Source organism: Streptomyces sp. Da 82-17 (assembly GCF_046098215.1).
Classification (GTDB): domain Bacteria; phylum Actinomycetota; class Actinomycetes; order Streptomycetales; family Streptomycetaceae; genus Streptomyces.
The window spans coordinates 249,789-268,687 of record NZ_JBJURH010000001.1; the positions used below are offsets into that span (position 1 = coordinate 249,789).

Annotated in this window: 15 protein-coding genes; 10 read left to right on the forward strand and 5 right to left on the reverse strand. The window is 73.2% G+C overall.

Annotation, left to right across the window (positions count from 1 at the left end; all coding sequences use genetic code 11):
- Window positions 1–33: 33 nt before the first annotated feature.
- Window positions 34–1,236 carry an acetyl-CoA C-acetyltransferase gene (locus ACIDOF_RS01135; RefSeq protein ID WP_409003679.1) on the reverse strand — a complete coding sequence of 401 codons (1,203 nt, stop codon included), beginning with the start codon at window positions 1,234–1,236 and terminating at the stop codon, window positions 34–36.
- A 135-nt stretch (window positions 1,237–1,371) separates the two neighbouring features.
- Between ACIDOF_RS01135 and mce the strand changes: the two genes are divergently transcribed.
- The 8 genes from mce (at window position 1,372) to ACIDOF_RS01175 (ending at window position 12,502) form a co-directional block, all read left to right on the forward strand.
- Complete coding sequence (gene mce / locus ACIDOF_RS01140; protein WP_409003680.1) at window positions 1,372–1,812, forward strand: methylmalonyl-CoA epimerase; 441 nt, start codon at window positions 1,372–1,374, stop codon at window positions 1,810–1,812.
- Window positions 1,813–2,081: 269 nt separating this feature from the next.
- Complete coding sequence (scy, locus tag ACIDOF_RS01145; protein ID WP_409003681.1) at window positions 2,082–6,026, forward strand: polarized growth protein Scy; 3,945 nt, start codon at window positions 2,082–2,084, stop codon at window positions 6,024–6,026.
- A 209-nt stretch (window positions 6,027–6,235) separates the two neighbouring features.
- Window positions 6,236–7,174, forward strand: coding sequence for a cellulose-binding protein (locus ACIDOF_RS01150; protein ID WP_409003682.1), 939 nt, complete (start codon window positions 6,236–6,238; stop codon window positions 7,172–7,174).
- Between the two features lie 92 nt (window positions 7,175–7,266).
- A complete protein-coding gene (locus ACIDOF_RS01155; RefSeq protein ID WP_409003683.1) occupies window positions 7,267–8,238 on the forward strand; it encodes an ABC transporter ATP-binding protein in 972 nt (323 codons plus the stop codon).
- Window positions 8,239–8,242: 4 nt separating this feature from the next.
- Window positions 8,243–9,013 carry an ABC transporter permease gene (locus tag ACIDOF_RS01160; RefSeq protein WP_409003684.1) on the forward strand — a complete coding sequence of 257 codons (771 nt, stop codon included), beginning with the start codon at window positions 8,243–8,245 and terminating at the stop codon, window positions 9,011–9,013.
- A gap of 107 nt (window positions 9,014–9,120) precedes the next feature.
- Window positions 9,121–9,990 (forward strand): hypothetical protein, encoded by an 870-nt coding sequence (locus tag ACIDOF_RS01165; RefSeq protein WP_409003685.1) that lies wholly within the window; start codon window positions 9,121–9,123, stop codon window positions 9,988–9,990.
- A gap of 20 nt (window positions 9,991–10,010) precedes the next feature.
- Window positions 10,011–11,399 carry an ABC transporter ATP-binding protein gene (locus tag ACIDOF_RS01170; RefSeq protein ID WP_409003686.1) on the forward strand — a complete coding sequence of 463 codons (1,389 nt, stop codon included), beginning with the start codon at window positions 10,011–10,013 and terminating at the stop codon, window positions 11,397–11,399.
- Window positions 11,400–11,539: 140 nt separating this feature from the next.
- Window positions 11,540–12,502 carry an ABC transporter permease subunit gene (locus tag ACIDOF_RS01175; protein WP_409004012.1) on the forward strand — a complete coding sequence of 321 codons (963 nt, stop codon included), beginning with the start codon at window positions 11,540–11,542 and terminating at the stop codon, window positions 12,500–12,502.
- Between the two features lie 21 nt (window positions 12,503–12,523).
- Here the strand turns inward: ACIDOF_RS01175 and ACIDOF_RS01180 are convergent, their stop codons facing one another.
- A complete protein-coding gene (locus ACIDOF_RS01180; protein WP_409003687.1) occupies window positions 12,524–12,856 on the reverse strand; it encodes an ATP/GTP-binding protein in 333 nt (110 codons plus the stop codon).
- A gap of 212 nt (window positions 12,857–13,068) precedes the next feature.
- Between ACIDOF_RS01180 and ACIDOF_RS01185 the strand changes: the two genes are divergently transcribed.
- On the forward strand, window positions 13,069–14,097 hold the full coding sequence (locus ACIDOF_RS01185) for an LLM class flavin-dependent oxidoreductase (protein WP_409003688.1): 1,029 nt from the start codon (window positions 13,069–13,071) through the stop codon (window positions 14,095–14,097).
- Window positions 14,098–14,170: 73 nt separating this feature from the next.
- Here the strand turns inward: ACIDOF_RS01185 and ACIDOF_RS01190 are convergent, their stop codons facing one another.
- Complete coding sequence (locus tag ACIDOF_RS01190) at window positions 14,171–14,563, reverse strand: SCO5389 family protein (RefSeq protein WP_409003689.1); 393 nt, start codon at window positions 14,561–14,563, stop codon at window positions 14,171–14,173.
- Window positions 14,564–14,951: 388 nt separating this feature from the next.
- On the opposite strand from ACIDOF_RS01190, the gene nucS reads away from it, so the two are divergent.
- Window positions 14,952–15,623: an endonuclease NucS gene (gene nucS / locus ACIDOF_RS01195; protein WP_409003690.1), complete on the forward strand. Its 672-nt coding sequence runs from the start codon at window positions 14,952–14,954 to the stop codon at window positions 15,621–15,623.
- Window positions 15,624–15,803: 180 nt separating this feature from the next.
- Here nucS and ACIDOF_RS01200 read toward each other — a convergent pair whose 3' ends face one another.
- On the reverse strand, window positions 15,804–18,233 hold the full coding sequence (locus ACIDOF_RS01200) for an ATP-binding protein (protein ID WP_409003691.1): 2,430 nt from the start codon (window positions 18,231–18,233) through the stop codon (window positions 15,804–15,806).
- Window positions 18,234–18,490: 257 nt separating this feature from the next.
- Entirely contained in the window at window positions 18,491–18,805 is a 315-nt protein-coding gene (locus ACIDOF_RS01205; RefSeq protein ID WP_282542453.1) for an STAS domain-containing protein, read from the reverse strand.
- Window positions 18,806–18,899: the final 94 nt, after the last annotated feature.

The window sequence follows — 18,899 nt, forward strand, 5'->3', positions numbered from 1 at the left end:
GACGGTGTACGGACGACGGCCGGGGTACGGCCGTCAGGCCTTCGGGACCTTGACCACCAGCGCGTCGCCCTGACCGCCGCCGCCGCACAGCGCGGCCGCGCCGACCCCGCCGCCGCGGCGCTGCAGCTCCAGTGCGAGGTGCAGGACGATGCGGGCGCCGGACATGCCGATCGGGTGGCCGAGGGCGATCGCGCCGCCGTTGACATTCACCTTTTCCGGCGTAACGCCCAGGTCCTTCATTGACTGTACGGAGACGGCGGCGAAGGCCTCGTTGATCTCGATCAGGTCGAGGTCGTCGACGCTCAGGCCGTCCTTGTCCAGGGCGTGCTTGATGGCGTTGGACGGCTGCGACTGGAGCGAGTTGTCGGGGCCCGCGACGTTGCCGTGCGCGCCGATCTCGGCGATCCAGTCGAGGCCCAGCTCCTCGGCCTTGGCCTTGCTCATCACGACGACCGCGGCGGCGCCGTCGGAGATCTGCGAGGCGGTGCCCGCGGTGATCGTGCCGTCCTTGGCGAAGGCGGGTCGGAGCTTGCCGAGGGACTCGACGGTGGTCTCGGCGCGGATGCCCTCGTCCTGGGAGAAGACGACCGGGTCGCCCTTGCGCTGCGGGATCTCGACCGGGGCGATCTCGGCCTCGAACAGGCCGTTCTTCTGCGCGGCCGCGGCCCGCTGGTGGGAGAGCGCGGCGATCTCGTCCTGCTCGGGGCGGGCGATGCCGAGGCGGGTGTTGTGCTTCTCCGTGGACTCGCCCATGGCGACGCCCTCGAAGGAGTCGGTCAGGCCGTCGTACGCCATCGCGTCGAGCATCTCGACCGCGCCGTACTTGTACCCCTCGCGGGACTTGGGGAGCAGGTGCGGGGCGTTGGTCATGGACTCCTGGCCGCCGGCCACGACCACGTCGAACTCGCCGGCGCGGATGAGCTGGTCGGCCAGGGCGATCGCGTCGAGGCCGGACAGGCAGACCTTGTTGACGGTGAGCGCCGGGACGTTCATCGGGATGCCGGCCTTGACCGCGGCCTGGCGTGCCGGGATCTGCCCCGCCCCGGCCTGCAGGACCTGGCCCATGATCACGTACTGGACCTGGTCGCCGGTGATGCCCGCGCGCTCCAGGGCGGCCTTGATGGCGACGCCGCCGAGGTCTGCTCCGGAGAAGGACTTGAGGGAACCAAGGAGTCGTCCCATGGGCGTGCGGGCCCCTGCGACGATCACCGAGGTCGTGCTGTTCGTTCCAGACATGAGGCACGGCCCCTTGGGTGAGGAGTGAACGAGGGTTTACCTCAATGTACTGAGCGGTACGGCCTCGGGTCACCGTCGTTTGAGTGTGATCGCGCGCACGTTGCGTGATCAGGGCCGAGGCGCTGCACTGTTCGCATGCTGACACGCATCGACCACATCGGAATCGCCTGCCACGACCTGGAGAAGACCGTCGACTTCTACACGTCGACGTACGGCTTCGAGGTCTTCCACACCGAGGTCAACGAGGAACAGGGGGTGCGGGAGGCCATGCTCAAGATCAACGAGACGTCGGACGGCGGCGCCTCCTACCTCCAGCTCCTGGAGCCGATCCGGGAGGACTCCACCGTCGCCAAGTGGCTGGCCAAGAACGGCGAGGGTGTGCACCACATCGCCTTCGGCACCGCCGACGTCGACGGGGACGCCGCCGCGATCAAGGACAAGGGCGTGCGGGTGCTCTACGACGAGCCGCGGACCGGCTCGATGGGGTCCCGGATCACGTTCCTGCACCCCAAGGACTGCCACGGCGTCCTCACCGAACTGGTCACCTCCGCCGCGGAGCCCTCCCAGGACCACTGACCTCCGCTTCCCTGGGCCGGTAGGGTTGGGGGCGGCCGTCGCGCGGATCGGGCGGCCGTCGGCCGGGGTCGGGATCCATGTCGGGATCTTTGGGGTCGAGCGGCGGCTGCGTCTGGGCGGCAGCCCCTCGAACGCCGTTGATCTGTCACCATTTCCCCGGGGGCCCCGTTCGGCGGACGAACGGTGCTCGTTTGGAGAACGTGCGACCAGGAGTGGGGCCTCCCCTGCTCGAGCAACGCCGAGAGCTTGGGGAAGGATGGGACCGCGCAGTGCGGGGCTACGAACGCCAGGACAACTCGCGGGCTGAGACCGGCCGGACCGACAGCCTCTCGCGGTTCGAGGCCGAGATGGATCGGCTGAAGACCGAGCGGGAGAAGGCCGTTCAGCACGCCGAGGATCTCGGCTACCAGGTCGAGGTGCTGCGCGCCAAGCTGCACGAGGCGCGCCGCAGCCTCGCGTCCCGCCCTGCGTACGACAGCGCCGATCTCGGGTACCAGGCCGAGCAGTTGCTGCGGAACGCCCAGATCCAGGCCGACCAGCTGCGCGCCGACGCCGAGCGCGAGCTGCGCGAGGCCCGCGCCCAGACCCAGCGCATCCTGCAGGAGCACGCCGAGCAACAGGCGCGGCTGCAGTCCGAGTTGCACGCCGAGGCCGTGTCCCGGCGCCAGCAGCTCGACCAGGAGCTGAACGAGCGCCGCCAGACCGTCGAGTCGCACGTCAACGAGAACGTGGCGTGGGCCGAGCAGCTCCGCGCCCGCTCGGAACAGCAGGCCCGCCGCCTCGTCGACGAGTCGCGCGCGGAGGCCGAGCAGGCGCTCGCCGCCGCCCGCGCGGAGGCCGAGCGGCTCACCACGGAGGCACGGCAGCGCCTGGCGAGCGAGGCCGAGGCCGGCCGGGCCGAGGCCGAAGCGATCCTGCGCCGCGCCCGCGCCGAGGCCGACCGGCTTTTGAACGCCGCCTCGACACAGGCCCAGGAGGCCGCCGACCACGCCGAGCAGCTGCGCTCCACCACGGCGAGCGAGAGCGAGCAGGCCCGCCGCCAGTCCGCCGAGCTGAACCGCACGGCCGAGCAGCGCATGGCCGAGGCGGAGACGGCGCTGCGCGAGGCGCGGGCCGAGGCGGAGAAGGTCGTCGCCGAGGCCACCGAGTCCGCGTCGAAGGCCCTCGCCACGGCGGAGGCCACCAACGAGCAGCGCACGCGCACGGCCAAGGAGCAGGTGGCCCGCCTCGTCGGGGAGGCGACGAAGGAGGCGGAGGCCACCAAGGAGGAGGCCGCGCAGGCCCTCGCCGACGCCCGCGCGGAGGCCGAGAAGCTGATCGCCGAGGCCGCGGAGAAGGCTCGTACGATCACGGCCGAGGAGACCGCGACGCAGCTCGCGGCGGCCGCGCGCAGCGCCGAGGAGGCCCTCAACAAGGCCGCGGAGGACGCGAAGGCGACCACCAAGGCCGCGAGCGACGAGGCCGAGCGGATCCGCAGCGAGGCCGAGGCCGAGGCGGACCGCCTGCGTGCCGAGGCGCACGACATCGCGGAGGAGCTCAAGGGCGCCGCGAAGGACGACACGAAGGAGTACCGCGCCAAGACCGTCGAGCTGCAGGAGGAGGCGCGCCGGCTGCGCGGCGAGGCCGAGCAGCTGCGGGCCGAGGCGGTCTCCGAGGGCGAGAAGATCCGCGCCGAGGCCCGGCGCGAGGCGGTGCAGAAGATCGAGGAGGCCGCGGCCTCCGCCGAGGAGCTGCTCGCCAAGGCGCGCGGGGACGCCGAGGAGCTGCGCACGGCGGCGAGCGCGGACGCCGAGAAGGTCCGTACGGAGGCCATCGAGCGGGCGACGGCGCTGCGCAAGCAGGCCGAGGAGACCCTGGAGAGCACCCGCGCCGAGGCCGAGCGGCAGCGCGCGGAGGCCGAGGAGCAGGCCGAGGCCACCCGCACGGAGGCCGAGGAGGCGGCGCGGCAGCTGCGCCAGGAGGCCGACGAGGCGATCGAGCGCCGGCAGGCCGAGGCCGCCGAGGAGCTGACCCGCCTGCACACCGAGGCGGAGGACCGCCTCACCGCGGCCGAGAAGGCCCTGGACGACGCGCGCACGGAAGCGGAGCGGATCCGCCGCGAGGCCGCCGACGAGACGGAGCGGCTGCGCACCGAGGCCGCCGAGCGCATCCGGACTTTGCAGGCGCAGGCCGAGAAGGAGGCCGAGCGGCTGCGCACCGAGGCCGCCGCGGACGCCTCGCAGTCCCGCGCCGAGGGCGAGGCCGTCGCCGTACGGCTGCGCAGTGAGGCCGCGAGCGAGGCGGAGCGGCTCAAGACCGAGGCGCAGGAGACCGCGGACCGGGTGCGGGCCGAGGCCACGGCCGCCGCGGAGCGGGTGTCGACGGAGGCGGCCGAGGAGCTGGCGGCCGCGCAGGAGGAGGCCGCGCGGCGCCGCCGGGAGGCCGAGGAGACGCTGTCGTCGGCGCGCGCGGAGGCCGACCAGGAGCGGGAGCGGGCCCGCGAGCAGAGCGAGGAGCTGCTCGCCGCGGCACGCAAGCGGGTCGAGGAGGCGCAGGCCGAGGCGCAGCGCCTGGTCGAGGAGGCGGACCAGCGGGCCGGCGATCTGGTCGCCGCGGCCGAGCTGACGGCGCAGCAGGTGCGGGACTCCGTGGCGGGGCTGCACGAGCAGGCGCAGGAGGAGATCGCGGGCCTGCGCTCGGCGGCCGAGCATGCGGCGGAGCGCACCCGTACGGAAGCCATCGACGAGGCGGAGCGGGTCCGCACGGACGCGTACGCGGAGCGGGAGCGCGCCTCCGAGGACGCGACGCGGCTGCGGCGCGAGGCCCAGGAGGAGACGGACGCCGCCAAGTCGCTTGCGGAGCGCACGGTTTCGGAGGCGCTCGCGGAGGCCGAGCGGCTCAAGTCGGAGGCGGCCGAGCACGCCCAGCGTGCGCGCACGGAGGCGTCGGAGCGGCTCGCGTCGGCCGAGCAGGACGCGTCGCGTACGCGTGCGGAGGCGCGGGACGACGCGAACCGGATTCGTACGGACGCGGCGGAGCAGGCCGACCGGCTGATCGGTGAGGCCACGTCGGAGGCCGAGCGGCTGCGCACGGAGACGCAGAACGCGGCGGACCAGCTGCGCACCGAGTCGCAGAACGCGGCCGAGCAGCTGCGCACCGAGTCGCAGGCCGCGGCGGAGCAACTGCGCGCCGAGACCCGCGCGGAGGCCGACCGCCGCATCGCCGAGGCGAGCAACGAGGCGGAGCGGCTGCGGGCCGAGGCGGCGGAGACGGTCGGTTCGGCGCAGCAGCACGCGGAGCGGATCCGCAGCGAGGCCGAGCGGGTCAAGGAGGACGCCGCGGCGGAGGCGGAGCGGCTGCGCAGCGAGGCGCAGGCAGAGGCAGAGAAACTGCGGGACGACGCCCGCGCGGACGCCAACAAGCGCCGCTCGGAGGCCGCGGAGCAGGTCGACAAGCTGATCACGGAGGCGACGGCCGAGGCCGAGAAGCTGACGTCGGAGGCGGCCGAGAAGGCGCTGAAGACGACGGCGGACGCGGAGACGCAGGCGGACACGATGGTCGGCGCCGCCCGCAACGAGGCCGAGCGGCTGGTGTCCGAGGCGCGCAGCGAGGGCCACTCGATGGTCGAGAAGGCGCGTACGGACGCGGACGAACTCCTCGTCGGCGCGCGCCGGGACGCGACCCAGATCCGGGAGCGGGCCGAGGAGTTGCGCGAGCGGATCACCGGCGAGATCGAGGAGCTGCACGAGCGGGCGCGGCGCGAGTCGGCCGAGCAGATGAAGTCCGCGGGCGAGCGCTGCGACGCGCTGGTGAAGGCTGCCGAGGAGCAGCTGGCCGAGGCGCAGGCGAAGGCCAAGGAGCTGAAGGCGGACGCCGATTCGGAGGCGAGCAAGGTGCGCATCTCCGCCGTGAAGAAGGCGGAGGGGCTCATCAAGGAGGCCGAGCAGAAGAAGGCCGACGCCGTCCGGGAGGCGGAGCGCCTCAGGTCGGAGGCCGAGCGGGAGGCCGCGCGCCTGGTCGAGGAGGGTCAGCGCGAGCTGGACGTGCTGGTCCGCCGCCGGGAGGACATCAACGCCGAAATCTCCCGCGTCCAGGACGTCCTGGAGGCCCTGGAGTCCTTCGAGGTGCCCGCGGCGGGCGGCAACGGCAAGGCGGGCGGCGGCTCCGGGGGCGGCGTCAAGGCCGGTGCGACGGTGGGCGCCCCACGTTCGGGTGGGAAGTCGGCCGAAAACTAGGGCCTGTCCGGCGGACCTTCACAGGGCCGGAACCCCATCTTCCGTGCTCAGCAAGGGGGTTGGGGCCCGGCCCTGGCAAGCAGTCCGGCCATGAGCCACCCAAAAGGGGTGTCATTCTCCAGATCAAACGGGCAACTGCTCGATGACACGCCGCCCTGACCCCTAGGATTCCTCCTAACACCTCACCGGTCTCAGTTGACAGGAACCCCATGAGCGACACTTCCCCCTACGGCTTCGAGCTTGTGCGGCGTGGGTACGACCGCGCTCAGGTGGACGAACGTATCTCCAAGCTCGTCTCCGACCGTGACTCCGCTCTCGCTCGCATCACCGCTCTGGAAAAGCGCATCGAGGAGCTCCACCTCGAGACGCAGAACGCCCAGGCCCAGGTGAACGACGCCGAGCCGTCGTACGCCGGGCTCGGTGCCCGCGTCGAGAAGATCCTCCGCCTCGCCGAGGAGGAGGCGAAGGACCTGCGCGAGGAGGCCCGTCGGGCCGCCGAGCAGCACCGCGAGCTGGCCGAGTCCGCCGCGCAGCAGGTGCGCAACGACGCCGAGGCGTTCGCCGCCGAGCGCAAGGCCAAGGCCGAGGACGAGGGCGTCCGGATCGTCGAGAAGGCCAAGGGCGAGGCGAACGCGCTGCGCACCGAGGCCCAGAAGGACGCGCAGTCGAAGCGCGAAGAGGCCGACGCGCTCTTCGAGGAGACCCGCGCCAAGGCCGCGCAGGCCGCCGCCGACTTCGAGACCAACCTCGCCAAGCGCCGCGAGCAGTCCGAGCGCGACCTGGCCTCGCGTCAGGCCAAGGCCGAGAAGCGCCTCGCGGAGATCGAGCACCGCGCCGAGCAACTGCGCCTGGAGGCGGAGAAGCTGCGCACGGACGCGGAGCGTCGCGCCCGCCAGACGGTCGAGACCGCGCAGCGCCAGGCCGAGGACATCGTGGCGGACGCCAACGCCAAGGCCGACCGCATCCGCAGCGAATCGGAGCGCGAGCTGGCGGCCCTGACCAACCGCCGCGACTCGATCAACGCGCAGCTGACCAACGTCCGCGAGATGCTGGCGACCCTCACCGGTGCCGCCGTGGCCGCGCAGGCCGCGCCCGCCGGCGAGGAGGAGCCGGTCAGCCGCGGGGTTCCGGCCCAGCAGACCCGGTAACGGTCCGGCGCCCTCCCTTGGGGCGTGTCCAGCGGGTTCAGCCCCCTGTCACTCAAGTGGCAGGGGGCTTTCTCCCGTTTTAGCGTGGCCGCATGATCGAGCTCGAGGGCCTGACCAAGCGGTACGGGGAGAAGGTCGCGGTCAACCAGCTGACCTTCACCGTCAGACCGGGCGTCGTCACCGGCTTCCTCGGGCCGAACGGCGCGGGCAAGTCCACCACGATGCGGATGATGCTGGGCCTGGACCGTCCGACCGCGGGCGACGTCCGGATCGACGGCCGGCACTACGACCAGATCCGGCACCCGCTCAAGTACATCGGCGCCCTCCTCGACGCCAAGGCCATGCACGGCGGACGCAGCGCCTTCAACCATCTGCTGTGCCTGGCGCAGTCCAACGGCATCCCGAAGTCACGGGTCGCCGAGGTCCTGGACACGGTCGGCCTGACCGCCGTCGCCCGGAAGAAGGCCAAGGGCTTCTCGCTCGGCATGGGCCAGCGGCTCGGCATCGCGGGCGCGCTGCTCGGCGACCCGCAGATCCTGATGTTCGACGAGCCGGTCAACGGCCTCGACCCCGAGGGCATCCACTGGATCCGGAACCTGATGAAGGGGCTCGCGGCGCAGGGCCGTACGGTCTTCGTCTCCTCGCATCTGATGTCCGAAATGGCCCTCACCGCGGACCACTTGGTCGTCATCGGCCAGGGCCGCCTGCTCGCGGACACGTCGATGGCCGAGTTCATCCGGCAGAACTCACGGTCGTACGTGCGCCTGCGCTCGCCGCAGCAGGAGCGGCTCAGGGACGTGCTGCGGCAGGCCGGGATTCCCGCCGTCGAGGCCGGAAACGGAACGCTGGAGGTGGACGGGGCGCGGTCGGAGCGGATCGGGGAGCTGGCCGCCGAGCACCATCTGGTCCTCCATGAACTGAGCCCGCAGCAGGCCTCGTTGGAGGAGGCGTTCATGCAGTTGACGGCCGAGTCGGTGGAGTACCACGCGCACTCGGAGACCGGCCCGCCTGACACCAACGGCTGGGGCGAGCAGTGGACGCGGCGGCAGAAGACCGGGAGCTGAGCGGATGTCCTCGGGACAGGTGATCAAGTCGGAGTGGACCAAGATCCGTTCGGTGGCGTCGACGGTGTGGACGCTGGGCCTCGCCGTGGTCGTGACGGTCGGGCTCGGCCTGCTCATCTCGATCCTCGCCAAGAACGACTTCGACAACATGAGCGGCCGCGACCGGCTCGCCTTCGACCCGACGGCGATCAGCTTCGCGGGCATGGGGCTCGGGCAGCTGGCGATGATCGTCTTCGGGGTGCTTGTGGTGTCGAACGAGTACAGCACCGGGATGATCCGCACCTCGCTCGCGGCGGTGCCGCAGCGGGCGGCGTTCCTGTTCAGCAAGATCGCCGTGGCCACGGCCCTGGCCCTCGTGGTGGCCATGGTCACCAGCTTCATCGCGTTCTTCGTCGGGCAGGCCGCGATGGGCGAGCACCGGGCGTCGCTCGGCGACCCGGGCGTGCTGCGGGCGGTGCTCGGCGGCGGGCTCTACATGACGCTGATCGCGGTGTTCTCGATGGGCGTCGCCGCGATGCTGCGCAGCCCGATGCTGTCGCTCGGCATCCTCATGCCGTTCTTCTTCCTGGTCTCCAGCATCCTCGGCAACGTCTCGGCCACGAAGAAGGTCGGCCAGTTCCTGCCGGACCAGGCGGGCCAGAAGATCATGCAGGTGGTCAGCCCGCTCGACGACGACACCCCGTACGGGCCGTGGGGCGGGCTGGCGATCATGGTGGCGTGGGTGGTGGTGGCGGTTGTCGGGGGGTACGTGTTGCTGAAGCGGAGGGATGCGTAGCCCCCCAGGGGCGCGGGGAACTGCGCGAGCAACCCGGGACGGGCCGCACCCGGCAACGAACCGGCCGGGGCAGACGTGTAGCCGGACCGCAGGGGCAGGAGGCAGTCGTGGAAGGGCGCACACTGCTGGAACTCGGCCTCGCCGTCGTGCCGTTCGAGCACCCGCTGACGTATCCCGGTCGCCCCGTGCCCTGGCCGGCGTTGCTGCGCGGGGACCGGCTCCTGCGCCTTGAGGGCGGCGAGGGCTCGCTCGGCGGGACGGTTCCGGTCGGCGGGCAGGGCTCGCTCGGCGGGATGCGGGTCGAGGGCGGGGTGCGGCTCGACCGGATCGTGGCCGACCTGGACCGGCGGCACCCGGTGCTGGCCGTCGGGTCCAACGCGTCGCCCGCGCAGATCGCGTACAAGCTAGCGCAGCGTTCGCTCGGCTCGGACGTGCCGATGGTCCCGGTCACCGTGCGCGGCATCGGCATCGGGTGCTCGGCACACGTGGGCCGCGCCGGATATGTGGCCGCCGCCCCGTACCCGGACCCCGGCAGCACCCGCACCCTCGTCCTCAGCTGGCTCGACGACGAGCAGCTCGCCGCCGTCGACGCGACCGAGCTCCCGAACTACCGCCGCCGCTGGCTCGACGGGTCGTACGCCGAGGGGGCCGGGGCGTACGTCGAGGGGCCCGGCGCCTGGCTCTACACCGGGGAGCGGGGTGTCCTCGCCGGGCCGGACGGGCGGCCGCTGCCCGCGGGCGAACAGGGCGCGCTGATCGCCGGACTGCTCGCGGCGTCGGCGGCGCTGCGGGCACTGCTCGGGCCCGACGCGGCCTCCTGGATGCGGGCCGCGCGGGCCGACGAGGCCGTCCGCGCCGAGGCCACCCGGCTCTTCGCGGCGGAGAGTCGCGCACTTCACCCGACTTGGCCGGAACCGTCAAGCCGTGGATATCCTCCTAACCCTTACGGGGGCGTGAGCACTGCCCCGACGTCCTGACCTCTCGATGGGTGCGGAGAATGATCGAGGCAGTCGGCCTGACCAAGCGCTACGGCGCGAAGACAGCCGTGTACAACCTTTCCTTCCAGGTCCGGCCGGGCACCGTGACCGGCTTCCTCGGGCCCAACGGCTCGGGCAAGTCCACGACGATGCGGATGATCCTCGGCCTCGACAACCCGACCTCGGGCCACGTCACGATCGCCGGGCACCCGTACCGCAGGCTGCCGAACGCCCCGCGCCAGGTCGGCGCGCTGCTCGACGCGAAGGCCGTGCACGGCGGCCGGCACGCCCGCAACCACCTGCTGTCCCTCGCCCAGCTGTCCGGCATCCCGGCCAGCCGGGTCGACGAAGTGCTCGGCGTGGTCGGCCTCCAGGACGTGGCGCGGAAGCGGTCCAAGGGCTTCTCGCTCGGCATGGGCCAGCGGCTCGGCATCGCGGCGGCGCTGCTCGGCGACCCGCAGGTGCTGCTCTTCGACGAGCCGGTCAACGGCCTGGACCCCGAGGGCATCCTCTGGGTCAGGAACCTGATGAAGTCGCTCGCCGCCGAGGGCCGTACGGTCTTCGTGTCCTCGCACCTGATGTCCGAAATGGCGCTGACCGCCGAGCACTTGATCGTGATCGGCCGCGGCCAGCTGCTCGCCGACATGAGCGTCCGCGAGTTCATCGCCGCCAACTCGGCGGGCTTCGCGCGCGTGCGTACGCCCGACACCGAGCCGCAGCAGCGGGAGAAGCTGACGTCGGCGCTGACCGAGGCGGGCGGCCAGGTGCTGCCCGAGCAGGACGGCGCGCTGCGTGTCACGGGCCTGCCGCTGCCCCGCATCAGCGACCTCGCGCACGACGCGGACGTACGCCTGTGGGAGCTGTCGCCGCACCAGGCGTCCCTGGAGGAGGCGTACATGCGGCTCACCCAGGGCGCGGTCGACTACCGCTCCACGGCCGACCAGCTCGGCGGCTTCCAGCAGCCGCAGCCGGGGCTCGCCCCGGGCATGGCGCCCGGGATGGCGCCGCCGGTGCCGGTGCCGGGGCAGGACCAGCCGGGCTGGTTCCCGCCGCCGGCGCCGCAGCAGGGCGGGCCCCACCCGTACGCGGGCCAGCAGGCGCAGGCCGCCCAGGGCCAGGCGCCGGGCGTCCAGCCGCAGCCCGGTCAGCCCGGTCAGCAGCCCGCGCCGGAGCACACGGCGATGCTGCGCACCCTGCCCGCCCCGCAGGAGCAGCAGACGGCGATGCTGCGCAAGCTCCCGGAGCCGCAGGACGCGCCGCCCGCCCAGCAGCCCCAGGCACAGCAGCCCCAGGCCCCGCAGGCGCCGCCCGCTCCGCCGCAGGCGCAGCCGCTGCCCCAGGAGCAGCCGCCCGCCGCCCCGGCCGCCGCCGAACCGACCAAGAGCGACAACGAGGACGCCACCCGATGAGCACTCCGCCCACGCCCTCCGTGCCGCAGCCGCAGCAGCCCCAGCAGCCCCCGTCCACGGCGCCCGCTCCCCCGCAGGCCCCGGCCCAGCAGCAGCCGCAGCCACAGGCCGGCCAGCAGCCGCCGCCGGAGCACACGGCGATGCTGCGCACCCTCCCGGCCCCGCAGGACGCGCCGCCCCAGCAGGCACCGCCCCAGCAGGCACCGGCCCAGCAGGCACCGGCCCACCAGCCCCAGGCCCACGCCCAGCCCCAGCAGCACGGGCAGCCGGGTCAGGCCCCGCAGCAGTGGCAGTCGGACCCCGGCGTGCCCACGTACGTCTCGCCGATCCCGATCCGGAAGACGCACCTCGGGCACGCGCTCGCCTCGGAGTGGACGAAGATCCGCAGCGTGCGCTCCACGATGTGGACGCTCGGCGTCATGCTCGTCCTGGTCCTCGGCATCGGCACCCTGGTCGGTGTCGTCGCCGCCGCGTCCGACGTCAGCAGCAGCGGGGCGTCCGCCATCGGGCTCGGGTCGTTCGGCGTGATCCTCGGCATGCTCTGCGTGATGACGCTCGGCGTGCTGACCATCGGCTCCGAGTACGGCACCGGCATGATCCGTACGACGACGACGGCCTGCCCGTCCCGCAGCCGGATCCTGGGCGCCAAGGCGATCGTGTTCTTCGTCCTGGTCTTCGTCATCACCACGCTCGCGACCACGCTCGTGGCCGCGCTGCAGACCGGCATGGTCGACGCGGCGGAGGCGACCGGCGAGGAGTGGCTGCGCGGCACGGTCGGCGTGGGCCTCTTCGTCGCGACGCTCGGGCTGCTGTCGCTCGCGGTGGGCGCGCTCGTGCGGCACTCCGCCGGGGCCATCACGATCATGATCGGCCTGGTGCTGCTGCCGCTGGTCCTCGCGATGTTCATGTTCTCGGAGTCCCTGAAGGACGTGCAGCTGTTCCTGTTCCAGTACTCGATCCCCAGCCAGCTGATCGCCCTCTACGGCGAGTCGGTCGCGGGCGGCACCGGCCCCTCCGGCTGGGACCCCGTCTGGATCATGCTCGGCCTGACGACCGTCGCCCTCGGCGCGGCCTTCCTCACCACCGAGACCAGGGACGTCTGACCCCGGGCACAGGGAAGACGCTCAGAACTTCGGCGCGTTACGGGACCGCTGCACCCGCGTGGTGCGGCGGTCCCGCGCGTTCCAGCACGCCTTGTGCCAGTGCCTGCGGTCCTCGACGCCCGCGCCGTGCTCCGGCCAGGCCACCACGTGCGGCACGGACGAGCGGATCTCCTGGTCGCAGCCGGGGCAGCGGTACGTCTTGCCGGGCCCGCCCGAGCCGGCGACCTGCCGGACGGTGAACTCCTCGCCCTGCCACGACTCGGTGTACTGGTGCCCGCCGTAGCGCGGACGGTCGTCCTCCGCTCCCCTGCCGTAGGAACCTGCGCCCTTCGGGCGGTTGCGGCGCGGAGACACGGAACACCTCGTGTGCGTACGGGAGCAGGTGGACCGTTCCAGCGTAGCGGCCGTCGGCCGGGGTACCCGCGCCTCGTCGAACGGACCGTCCCGACGGGGCACTCTCCCGTATGAAAATGGGCCAACCTGTATGCCAGGCCGTGCCTTTGGCACGTGCTGCGCGTTGTTGCCCCTAGGGGAGGGCCGCGTCGGCGCCGAGAGGCAGGAGTGCGATGCGTGTAGGAAGTTTTGTACTGGCCGCTCAGTTCCCGGGCCAGGGCCAGGCGGAGGCGTTGCACCGGGCCCTGCGCGTCGGCGAGGTCACCGAGGAGGCCGGGCTCGACTCGGTCTGGCTGGCCGAGCATCACTTCGTCCCGTACGGAGTCTGCCCGTCCGCGGCGACGTTCGCGGCGTTTCTGCTCGGACGCACCCGAAGGATCCGCGTCGGCACGGCCGTGAGCGTGCTGCCCACCCAGCATCCGGTGGCCCTCGGCGAGCAGGCCGCGCTCCTCCACCTCAGCAGCGGCGGCCGGTTCACGGTCGGCGTGGGCCGCGGCGGGCCGTGGGTGGACCTGGAGGTCTTCGGCAAGGACCTCGGCGCGTACGAGAACGGCTTCCCGGAAGCGCTGGACCTGCTCCTGGAGTGGCTGCGCGAGCCGCGGGTCGGCGCGTCCGGCGAGCGGTTCAACTTCCGCGAGGTGGCGGTCGTTCCGCGTCCGGACGAGGCGCTGTCCGGGCCCGCCGGGCCGGAGGTCGTGGTGGCGTGCACCTCACCGGCGAGCGTCCGGCTCGCCGCGGAGCGGGGCCTTCCGATGCTGCTCGGCATGCACGTCGGGGACGAGGAGAAGGCCGAGATGGTGACCCTGTGGCGGTCGAGCGCGCTGGCCGCGGGCCACTCCCCGGACGTCGTGCGGGCGGCCGGCCATGTCTCGGCCGGGGTCGCGCAGGTCGCGGACCGGAACGCGCAGGCGGCGGAGACGCTGCTGAAGGCGATGCCGGGCTGGCTGAAGCAGGGCCTGGACGCGCATGTGACGGTCGACGGCCGGGAGCGGCGGATGCGGGACCCGCTGGCGTACACGGAGATGCTCTGCGGGATCCACCCGGTGGGCACGCCCCGGCTGTGCGCGGACCGGCTCGCGGCGACCGCCGAACGCACCGGGATCACGCGGTTCGCGCTGCTCGTGGAGGGCTCGGGGGACCTGGCGGCGACGGAGGAGAACGTGCGCCGGCTCGGCGCCGAGGTGCTGCCCCGGCTTGTCTGACCGTACTGCGACCCGGTGGGCTGCCGCCCCGTACCAGTGACACCTCCCGCGTACGGGACGGCAGCAACAGGCGTCAGCAGTCGCGCAGTTCGGGCGACTGGTTCAGCAACTGGCCCCGTACGGAAGTGAACTTGGCAAGGCGGTCGTCTGCCTCGGCGCCGAGCGGGAAGACCGCGACCCGGTGGCAGTTCTGGAACGCGAGACGCACTCCGAAGTGGCGCTGCAGCGCTCCTCGTATCGCGTCACTCGCGAGTGCACGCAGCAGTTGACCACGCGCCTGCTCGTTGGGCGGCGGCGTCTGGTTGTCGGCGAACTCGCCGCCGTCCACCTTCAGCTGGGCCACCAGAGAGCTGATCATCTCCCATGCGTAGGGCAGGGAGGTCCGGACGCAGTCGACGAAGGCTGATTCGTCGACCTCGCCTCGCTCGGCCTGTTCCAACAGTGCCGGTGAGACGTCGAGCGACATGGGTTCTCCTCTCGCACCCCCGGGGAGCGGGGGCTGACGGACAGGCAAGGGCGACGCATACGCAGCGTGCACGCGTGACGACGACCCGCTTCCACGGTATGCAACCTGTCCTGCCCGCACCAGGAGAATGCACGCACAACCGGCCAGGGGCGAACGGTGTCCTTCCCGGTAAATAGGGCGGAGTTCACCGCTCCGTTCCCGCCTCGCGGCGTGGTCCGCCGTCCGTTTCGGGCTTGTTGTACGCCCGTCGTCAGCCCGTTGTCCGACAGTTGCCCGCCCGTTCCGCGCCTGCCGTGCGCGCGTTGCGCCGCTGCTGTGCGCGCGTCGTGCTCCCGCTCCCCAGGGGCGTTTCGCGCGGAGCGGGGGGTGTCCAGTAGCGTTGCCGACCATGCGTCTCGTCATCGCCCGCTGCTCCGTGGACTACGCGGGCCGGCTCACCGCCCACCTCCCCCTCGCGCCCCGCCTCATCCTCGTGAAGGCGGACGGCAGTGTCTCGATCCACGCGGACGACCGGGCCTACAAGCCCCTGAACTGGATGTCGCCGCCCTGCACCCTGAAGGAGGGTTCCGGGGACGACGCCGGCGTCTGGACGGTCGTCAACAAGGCGGGCGAGAAGCTCATCATCACGATGGAGGAGATCCTGCACGACTCCTCGCACGAGTTGGGCGTCGACCCCGGCCTCATCAAGGACGGCGTGGAAGCGCACCTCCAGGAGCTCCTCGCCGACCGGATCGAGACACTTGGCGAGGGATACACCCTGATCCGCCGCGAGTACCCGACGGCGATCGGTCCGGTCGACATCCTCTGCCGCGACGCCGACGGCGCGACCGTGGCCGTGGAGATCAAGCGGCGCGGGGAGATCGACGGCGTGGAGCAACTCACGCGGTACCTGGAGCTGTTGAACCGGGATCCGCACCTCGCGCCCGTGAAGGGGGTCTTCGCGGCCCAGGAGATCAAGCCGCAGGCTCGCGTTCTCGCGACGGACCGCGGGATCGACTGCACGGTCCTCGACTACGACGCCCTGCGCGGCATCGAGGACGACAAGCTCCGCCTCTTCTGACCTTCCCGACCGGTATACCGCCCCGCCCTCCCGGCCTGCCCGGGGGTGGCGGGGCGGTTCTTTTTCCCCACCCCGCCCCTTCCCGAAAGCCTCCGGCGGTTCCTCGTTCGTCTGCGGCGCCGTCGTGGCTGGTCGCGCAGTTCCCCGCGCCCCTATCGGGGAGCCCGTCCGGCTCCGGCCTCACGCCGTGCTGGAACCCGAGGGGCTCGTCGTCCCCGTGGACGGTGGCGGCCCCGCCGCGCTGCTGCTGGCCGTCTCCGTCGGGTCCGGCGTCGGCGACGTCTCCGGCGGCTCGGACGTCGGCGGCTTGGACGACGTCGGCGGCTTGGAGGACGTGGGCGGCTTGGAGGACGTGGGCGGCTTGGACGAGCTCGGCGGCGCGCTCGTCGTCGGGTCGTCCTCCGACGCCGACTCGCTCGGGTCCGGCGACCCGCTCCCGCTCGGCCCCTCCGACGGCGCCCCACTGCTCGACTCCCCCGAACTGCTCGGCGCGGGCGGGGCAGCGGGGCCGCTGCTCGGCCCGTCCGACGGCAGCGCGTCGTCCGGGAGCCCGCCCTCGTCCTGCTGTCCCGTCGTACGGTCGGGCCGGACGCTGTCGGCGGGCTGCTCGTCGTCGGAGATCGCGCCGAGCGTCACCACCGTGCCGAGCACGGCCGCGAGCAGCGCCCCCGCACCGGCCGCGGCGAGGTTGCGTCGCGTGCCGGTGACGGCGACCTTGCGCGGGCCCTCCTCGCGCGGCTCGGGCGCCGTACGGCTCAGCACTGTCTGGATCTCGTCCGGCTCGAAGCCGGGGCTCGGCAGCGCCGCCGGCACCGCGCGGGCCGGCGTGGCGGGCTCCTCGCTGCGGGTCACGGGAAGGCCCGCGGGCGGCGTCGTACCGTCCCGGTCGGAGACGAGGGCGAGGGCCCGGCGGCCTGCGACGGTGCCCCGCTTGTCGGCGAGCGCGCCGCGCATCGCGATGGACGCCTCCAGCTCGCTGCGGGCCCGGTCGAGCCGCCCGCCGAGCAGCGCGAGCACGCCCAACTCGTGGTGGAAATAGGCTTCTTCGGCCACTTCCCCGGCGAGCCGGGCCGCCTCCTGGCCGGCCCGGAGCACCCGCTCCCAGGCGCCCCAGGCCCGCCCGGCCGCGAGGGCGGGCGCGGCGGTGCGGGCGAGCAGGACGGCGGAGCCGAGGTGTCCGGGCTCGGTGCCGGGCACGAGCACGGCGAGGGCGGCGAGCAGCGCGTCCGACTCGGCGCTCGCGCGTTCCGCGGTGACGGACGGGTGCCCGGCCCACCAGGCGTAGTGCTGGGCGGCGGCGTGCGCGCGGGCGGGCGCGGCGGCCGCGTATCCGGCGGCTTCGAGCTGGGTGAGGACGCCCGCGGCGAGCCGGTACCGCCCGCCGGTCGGGCCGACGAGCCCGGCGGCGGCGAGCTCGCCGAGCGCGGCGTCGGCGTGCGTGTCGCCGACGAGCGCGGGCAGGTGCGCCTGGTGCGGCACCTCCCCGTCGAGGGCGACCGCGAACTCCAGGGTCGTACGGGCGGACTCGCTCAGCCGGGAGGCGAGCAGCGCGGCGGGCGCGGCGGCCTCGGCGAGCGAGGGCAGCGGCACGGCCGCCGCCGGGTCGGACGCCGAGTCGCCCTCGGCGCCCGCGAGTTCGGCGCCCGCGAGTTCGGCGGCCTCGGCGAGCAGGTGGTCGCGCTGCCGGAGCAGGGCGCCGGCCTGCATGAAGCGCAGCGGGAGGCCCTCGGACTCGAACCAGAGGTCGCCGGCGAGCGCCTCCTCCTCGTCGCTGAGCGGCCGCCCGGTGGCGAGTTCGAGGAGCTTCAGGCCCGCGGCGCGCTCCAGTCCGCCGAGGAAGACCTCTTCGAGGGGCGAGTCGGCGGGCGGCGGCGTGACCTCGGGGGTGGCGGCGAGCAGGAAGGCGCACTCGGGGGTGGCGTCGAGGAGGTCCTGGAGGGCGCTGCCGCCGAACTCCAGGTCGTCGAGGACGACGACGGCCCCGATCTCGTGGACGTGGCCGCGGAGTTGGGCCTCGTCGGGCCGGTGTCCGGGCGAGGCGTACACGGCGGCGTACAGCTCGTGCAGGATCTCGGCGGGGGTGCGGCGGTGTCCGGAGAGGCGGACGACGCCGTCGGGCGCGAGGTCGGCGCAGTCCTCGGCGACGGCGTCGAGCAGCGCGGTCCGCCCGGAGCCCGCGGGTCCGGTGAGGCGTACGGAGCGGCCGCGGGCGAGCAGCCGGGCGAGCCGTTCGCGTACCTCCTGGCGCTCAAGGAGCGGCGGGCGCACCCGCGCGGGCCCGGGCGGCGGGGGCGGTACGGCGGCGGAGCCGCGGGCGGCGCGTTCGTCGGCCGTGTACCGCTGCGGGCTCGCGGGCCGGCGGCCGGGCGGGCATGGCTCGATCTCGCTGCCGTCGACGGGGTTGACGGTCAGCAGGTAGTCGCCGGAGGTGAGTTCGACGGTGCGCACGGGTGCCGCGCTGCCGAACTCCGGGGCGCTCGGGTAGCCGCGGCTGGCGGAGTTCGGGGAGGAGTCGCGGTGCGGCGGGCGGGCGGGGTGCGCGGGCGGCGCCGCGTCGGGGCCGCGGCCGTCCTGGCCGTGCTCCTCTGGTTCCCGGCTCGTCGGGTCCATGGTCAAAGCCCCCAAAAGCTTCGTATGCCTTGGCTTCCCCGGCCTTTCGCACACGGCTCTGTCGCTTCTGGTCCGGAACTCACGGGATCGGTGAGCGACCGAACCTTAGACCTTGGGCCGATGCCGTGGAACACCTGGGGTGGCGTACCGTCCGGGACGTCACGGTCTCAGCGGATTTGTCGCGGCGCACGACGCGGGTTCGTACGCGGGTCCGTACGCGTGCCGACGTCGGCGCGCGCTGTGGGCTGCGCGCTCGACTACAGCGGATGCGCCCCGATGCCGCCCTCGATGGCGAGGATGCGGTGCAGCCGGGTGGCGACGAGCAGCCGCTGCATCTGCGGCGGTACGTTGCGCAGGACCAGGCGGCGTCCGCAGCGGCCGGCCTGGCGGTGGGCGCCCATGATGACGCCGAGTCCGGTGGCGTCGAGGGCGGCGAGGTCCGACAGGTCGAGCACGAGGTCCCCGGCGCCCTCGTCGAGGGCCGAATGCAAGGCAGTTCGGGCGTCCGCCGCGCTTCGGACGTCGAGGCTGCCCCCGACGGTCAGCTCGGCGTGGTCGCCCCTGATGTGCATATGCGCTCCCCGAGAGTGCTGTGGCGTCGTCGTCGCCACCGTCGTCACGTACGTCTCAACTGTGGTCTCACTGAACTGACTGGCTCACGGACGC

Coding starts and splice junctions, on each gene's coding strand:
- ACIDOF_RS01205 (WP_282542453.1), bottom strand. CDS start 18,805: ATGCACATCAGGGGCGACCACGCCGAGCTGACCGTCGGGGGCAGCCTC.
- ACIDOF_RS01135 (WP_409003679.1), bottom strand. CDS start 1,236: ATGTCTGGAACGAACAGCACGACCTCGGTGATCGTCGCAGGGGCCCGC.
- ACIDOF_RS01175 (WP_409004012.1), top strand. CDS start 11,540: ATGCTGCGCACCCTCCCGGCCCCGCAGGACGCGCCGCCCCAGCAGGCA.
- ACIDOF_RS01150 (WP_409003682.1), top strand. CDS start 6,236: ATGAGCGACACTTCCCCCTACGGCTTCGAGCTTGTGCGGCGTGGGTAC.
- ACIDOF_RS01160 (WP_409003684.1), top strand. CDS start 8,243: ATGTCCTCGGGACAGGTGATCAAGTCGGAGTGGACCAAGATCCGTTCG.
- ACIDOF_RS01190 (WP_409003689.1), bottom strand. CDS start 14,563: ATGTCGCTCGACGTCTCACCGGCACTGTTGGAACAGGCCGAGCGAGGC.
- ACIDOF_RS01170 (WP_409003686.1), top strand. CDS start 10,011: ATGATCGAGGCAGTCGGCCTGACCAAGCGCTACGGCGCGAAGACAGCC.
- ACIDOF_RS01185 (WP_409003688.1), top strand. CDS start 13,069: ATGCGTGTAGGAAGTTTTGTACTGGCCGCTCAGTTCCCGGGCCAGGGC.
- nucS (WP_409003690.1), top strand. CDS start 14,952: ATGCGTCTCGTCATCGCCCGCTGCTCCGTGGACTACGCGGGCCGGCTC.
- ACIDOF_RS01200 (WP_409003691.1), bottom strand. CDS start 18,233: ATGGACCCGACGAGCCGGGAACCAGAGGAGCACGGCCAGGACGGCCGC.
- mce (WP_409003680.1), top strand. CDS start 1,372: ATGCTGACACGCATCGACCACATCGGAATCGCCTGCCACGACCTGGAG.
- ACIDOF_RS01155 (WP_409003683.1), top strand. CDS start 7,267: ATGATCGAGCTCGAGGGCCTGACCAAGCGGTACGGGGAGAAGGTCGCG.